This is a genomic window from Campylobacter sp. IFREMER_LSEM_CL2151 (genome assembly GCF_025771725.1).
Taxonomy (GTDB): Bacteria; Campylobacterota; Campylobacteria; order Campylobacterales; family Campylobacteraceae; genus Campylobacter_D; species Campylobacter_D lari_C.
Map to the genome: position 1 here is coordinate 1 of NZ_JAKMQT010000015.1, position 5,805 is coordinate 5,805.

Annotated in this window: 2 tRNA genes and 3 rRNA genes; all 5 read left to right on the forward strand. The window is 43.4% G+C overall.

The features are described from left to right. Positions 1–249 precede the first annotated feature (249 nt). The 5 genes from L8V82_RS07650 (at position 250) to rrf (ending at position 5,761) form a co-directional block, all read left to right on the forward strand. A 16S ribosomal RNA gene (locus tag L8V82_RS07650) occupies positions 250–1,763 on the forward strand. Between the two features lie 95 nt (positions 1,764–1,858). Continuing rightward, positions 1,859–1,934 (forward strand) — tRNA-Ala (locus L8V82_RS07655). 8 nt (positions 1,935–1,942) lie between these two features. Continuing rightward, positions 1,943–2,019, forward strand: a tRNA-Ile gene (locus L8V82_RS07660). Positions 2,020–2,475: 456 nt separating this feature from the next. Further along, positions 2,476–5,383 (forward strand): 23S ribosomal RNA (locus L8V82_RS07665). 261 nt (positions 5,384–5,644) lie between these two features. After that, positions 5,645–5,761: ribosomal RNA gene (gene rrf, locus L8V82_RS07670) — 5S ribosomal RNA — on the forward strand. Together the 16S, 23S and 5S rRNA genes with 2 tRNA genes alongside form the textbook arrangement of a ribosomal RNA operon. Positions 5,762–5,805 lie beyond the last annotated feature (44 nt).

The window sequence follows — 5,805 nt, forward strand, 5'->3', positions numbered from 1 at the left end:
TATTTAATAAAACTTTAAGCTTTTATTGCTATAATTTCATTTCCTTTTCAAACGAAAGGGTTTTAAAAAGCTAAGACTTTTTGTCTTAATTTTTAGTATTTGTTCTTTAAATTATTAATATTGTTAATCAAATCTTATAGTCAATCTTTGAAATCTAAATAAGTGATCGATTGAGCCAGAAAGATTTATTTTTAAATCTTAACAATCAACTTTTTCTTTGAAGAAAAAGATTAAACTTATCCAATTATTTTTATGGAGAGTTTGATCCTGGCTCAGAGTGAACGCTGGCGGCGTGCCTAATACATGCAAGTCGAACGATGAAGCTTTTAGCTTGCTAGAAGTGGATTAGTGGCGCACGGGTGAGTAAGGTATAGTTAATCTGCCCTACACAAGAGGACAACAGTTGGAAACGACTGCTAATACTCTATACTCCTGCTTAACACAAGTTGAGTAGGGAAAGTTTTTTCGGTGTAGGATGAGACTATATAGTATCAGCTAGTTGGTGAGGTAATGGCTCACCAAGGCTATGACGCTTAACTGGTCTGAGAGGATGATCAGTCACACTGGAACTGAGACACGGTCCAGACTCCTACGGGAGGCAGCAGTAGGGAATATTGCGCAATGGGGGAAACCCTGACGCAGCAACGCCGCGTGGAGGATGACACTTTTCGGAGCGTAAACTCCTTTTCTTAGGGAAGAATTCTGACGGTACCTAAGGAATAAGCACCGGCTAACTCCGTGCCAGCAGCCGCGGTAATACGGAGGGTGCAAGCGTTACTCGGAATCACTGGGCGTAAAGGGCGCGTAGGCGGATTATCAAGTCTCTTGTGAAATCCAACGGCTTAACCGTTGAACTGCTTGGGAAACTGGTAGTCTAGAGTGGGGGAGAGGCAGATGGAATTGGTGGTGTAGGGGTAAAATCCGTAGATATCACCAAGAATACCCATTGCGAAGGCGATCTGCTGGAACTTAACTGACGCTAAGGCGCGAAAGCGTGGGGAGCAAACAGGATTAGATACCCTGGTAGTCCACGCCCTAAACGATGTACACTAGTTGTTGGGGTGCTAGTCATCTCAGTAATGCAGCTAACGCATTAAGTGTACCGCCTGGGGAGTACGGTCGCAAGATTAAAACTCAAAGGAATAGACGGGGACCCGCACAAGCGGTGGAGCATGTGGTTTAATTCGAAGATACGCGAAGAACCTTACCTGGGCTTGATATCCTAAGAACCTTTTAGAGATAAGAGGGTGCTAGCTTGCTAGAACTTAGAGACAGGTGCTGCACGGCTGTCGTCAGCTCGTGTCGTGAGATGTTGGGTTAAGTCCCGCAACGAGCGCAACCCACGTATTTAGTTGCTAACGGTTTGGCCGAGCACTCTAAATAGACTGCCTTCGTAAGGAGGAGGAAGGTGTGGACGACGTCAAGTCATCATGGCCCTTATGCCCAGGGCGACACACGTGCTACAATGGCATATACAATGAGACGCAATACCGCGAGGTGGAGCAAATCTATAAAATATGTCCCAGTTCGGATTGTTCTCTGCAACTCGAGAGCATGAAGCCGGAATCGCTAGTAATCGTAGATCAGCCATGCTACGGTGAATACGTTCCCGGGTCTTGTACTCACCGCCCGTCACACCATGGGAGTTGATTTCACTCGAAGCCGGAATACTAAACTAGTTACCGTCCACAGTGGAATCAGCGACTGGGGTGAAGTCGTAACAAGGTAACCGTAGGAGAACCTGCGGTTGGATCACCTCCTTTCTAGAGTACAAACTGATAAGTCTCACAACTATCAGTTCATATATAGACTCAATCATCCTTGTTTAGATTTCAAAGATTGATGAAAAGCTAATTTTGGGGAATTAGCTCAGCTGGGAGAGCGCCTGCTTTGCACGCAGGAGGTCAGCGGTTCGATCCCGCTATTCTCCACCATTTATTAAGGGCCTATAGCTCAGCTGGTTAGAGTGCACCCCTGATAAGGGTGAGGTCACAAGTTCAAGTCTTGTTAGGCCCACCATAAAAAAGATTTGTTTATCAATCATATAATAAAGTTTTAAAACTTAAAGCAAGTATATAGCTAATAATAAAGCAGTAAATAAAGTAAAATACTTTATTGCTTATGTTTTTAAATTATTTAAACTCTTTATATATACTTCCTTTAGGTTTTAAGACCTAAGCTAAATAAATAATAGAATATTTTATATATTAGATTAGTTATTTAATGTTATTTGAATTATCATTGTTAAGAGTCACAAGCAAGTTTTAATAAAAACAATTTTACAGGACTTGTTAAAGGATAAAACCTAACTATCTTTTCTTTAGCTTTTAGTTAAAGACAAGTTTTAAACTCGCAGCTTAGTGAGACTAATTTATTTAGTTTTATTAAGTGTTTAAATGCTTTCCGTCTTAAGATAGTAAAGTCTTATCATAAAAACTTTAACAAGGAAGTGATGCGTTTTAGAATGAATTTAAAAGGTAAGCTATTAAGAGCGAATGGTGGATGCCTTGGCTGGTAAAGGCGATGAAGGACGTACTAGACTGCGATAAGCTACGGGGAGCTGTCAAGAAGCTTTGATCCGTAGATTTCCGAATGGGGCAACCCAGTATATAGAGATATATACTACCATAATGGAGCGAACGTAGGGAATTGAAACATCTTAGTACCTACAGGAAAAGAAATCAATAGAGATTGCGTCAGTAGCGGCGAGCGAAAGCGCAAGAGGGCAAACCCAGTGCTTGCACTGGGGGTTGTAGGACTGCAATGTGCAATAGGTAAGGTTAGTAGAACACTCTGGAAAGTGTAGCCATAGAGGGTGATAGTCCCGTATACGAAAACCAAACCTTAGCTAGCAGTATCCTGAGTAGGGCGGGACACGAGGAATCCTGTCTGAAGCTGGGTCGACCACGATCCAACCCTAAATACTACTACCAGACCGATAGTGCACAAGTACCGTGAGGGAAAGGTGAAAAGAACTGAGGTGATCAGAGTGAAATAGAACCTGAAACCATTTGCTTACAATCATTCAGAGCACTATGTAGCAATACAGTGTGATGGACTGCCTTTTGCATAATGAGCCTGCGAGTTGTGGTGTCTGGCAAGGTTAAGCACACGCGAAGCCGTAGCGAAAGCGAGTCTGAATAGGGCGCTTAAGTCAGATGCTGCAGACCCGAAACGAAGTGATCTATCCATGAGCAAGTTGAAGCTAGTGTAAGAACTAGTGGAGGACTGAACCGATAGGCGTTGAAAAGCCCCCGGATGACTTGTGGATAGGGGTGAAAGGCCAATCAAACTTCGTGATAGCTGGTTCTCTCCGAAATATATTTAGGTATAGCGTTGTGTCGTAGTATAAGGGGGTAGAGCACTGAATGGGCTAGGGCATACACCAATGTACCAAACCCTATCAAACTCCGAATACCTTATATGTAATCACAGCAGTCAGGCGGCGAGTGATAAAATCCGTCGTCAAGAGGGAAACAACCCAGACTACCAGCTAAGGTCCCTAAATCTTACTTAAGTGGAAAACGATGTGAAGTTACTTAAACAACCAGGAGGTTGGCTTAGAAGCAGCCATCCTTTAAAGAAAGCGTAATAGCTCACTGGTCTAGTGATTTTGCGCGGAAAATATAACGGGGCTAAAGTAAGTACCGAAGCTGTAGACTTGATTTTATCAAGTGGTAGGAGAGCGTTCTATTTGCGCCGAAGGTATACCGGTAAGGAGTGCTGGAGCGAATAGAAGTGAGCATGCAGGCATGAGTAGCGATAATTAATGTGAGAATCATTAACGCCGTAAACCCAAGGTTTCCTACGCGATGCTCGTCATCGTAGGGTTAGTCGGGTCCTAAGTCGAGTCCGAAAGGGGTAGACGATGGCAAATTGGTTAATATTCCAATACCAACATTAGTGTGCGATGGAAGGACGCTTAGGGCTAAGCAAGCTAGCGGATGGAAGTGCTAGTCTAAGGTCGTAGGAGGTTATATAGGCAAATCCGTATAACAATACTCCGAGAACTGAAAGGCTCTTCAAAGTCTTCGGACAGCGAGGAGAATTGCTGATGCCGTCGAGCCAAGAAAAGTTTCTAAGTTTAGCTAATGTTGCCCGTACCGTAAACCGACACAGGTGGGTGGGATGAGTATTCTAAGGCGCGTGGAAGAACTCTCTTTAAGGAACTCTGCAAAATAGCACCGTATCTTCGGTATAAGGTGTGGTTCGCTTCGTATTAGGATTTACTCCGAAAGCGAAGAAACTTACAACAAAGAGTCCCTCCCGACTGTTTACCAAAAACACAGCACTCTGCTAACTCGTAAGAGGATGTATAGGGTGTGACGCCTGCCCGGTGCTCGAAGGTTAATTGATGGGGTTAGCATTAGCGAAGCTCTTGATCGAAGCCCGAGTAAACGGCGGCCGTAACTATAACGGTCCTAAGGTAGCGAAATTCCTTGTCGGTTAAATACCGACCTGCATGAATGGCGTAACGAGATGGGAGCTGTCTCAAAGAGGGATCCAGTGAAATTGTAGTGGAGGTGAAAATTCCTCCTACCCGCGGCAAGACGGAAAGACCCCGTGGACCTTTACTACAGCTTGACACTGCTATTTGGATAAGAATGTGCAGGATAGGTGGGAGGCTTTGAGTATATGACGCCAGTTGTATATGAGCCGTTGTTGAGATACCACTCTTTCTTATTTGGGTAGCTAACCAGCTTGAGTTATCCTCAAGTGGGACAATGTCTGGTGGGTAGTTTGACTGGGGCGGTCGCCTCCCAAATAATAACGGAGGCTTACAAAGGTTGGCTCAGAACGGTTGGAAATCGTTCGTAGAGTATAAAGGTATAAGCCAGCTTAACTGCAAGACATACAAGTCAAGCAGAGACGAAAGTCGGTCTTAGTGATCCGGTGGTTCTGTGTGGAAGGGCCATCGCTCAAAGGATAAAAGGTACCCCGGGGATAACAGGCTGATCTCCCCCAAGAGCTCACATCGACGGGGAGGTTTGGCACCTCGATGTCGGCTCATCGCATCCTGGGGCTGGAGCAGGTCCCAAGGGTATGGCTGTTCGCCATTTAAAGCGGTACGCGAGCTGGGTTCAGAACGTCGTGAGACAGTTCGGTCCCTATCTGCCGTGGGCGTAAGAAGATTGAAGAGATTTGACCCTAGTACGAGAGGACCGGGTTGAACAAACCACTGGTGTAGCTGTTGTTCTGCCAAGAGCATCGCAGCGTAGCTAAGTTTGGAACGGATAAACGCTGAAAGCATCTAAGCGTGAAGCCAACTCTAAGATGAATCTTCTCTAAGCTCTCTAGAAGACTACTAGTTTGATAGGCTGGGTGTGTAATGGATGAAAGTCCTTTAGCTGACCAGTACTAATAGAGCGTTTGGCTTATCTTATTTAAGCATCACTTCCTTGTTAAGGTTTTTAATAAAGCTTTGAGTGTTTTTATATGAAAACTATATTTAGCTTATAAAATCTTATAAGTAAAGTTTATATTAGAACTTGCTCTTAACATTGTTTTTTAAGTATTCTAAAACAATAAAATGATTTAGTTTAATGAAACATCTAAATATAAGAATAAGATGAAAACTAAAATAAAAATGATTTCAATCTAGTTTTTATTGTGCTGTATTTAAATAGAATATTTAAATAACAATGTCCGTGATTATACAGATGTGGAGACGCCTTGCTCCATCCCGAACCAAGAAGCTAAGCACATCGTGGGTGATGATACTACGCCTTACTGGCAGGGGGAAAGTAGCTCATTGCGGACTTGTTAATTCTCTTATTATTCTTACTTTATATATAATCTTATGTT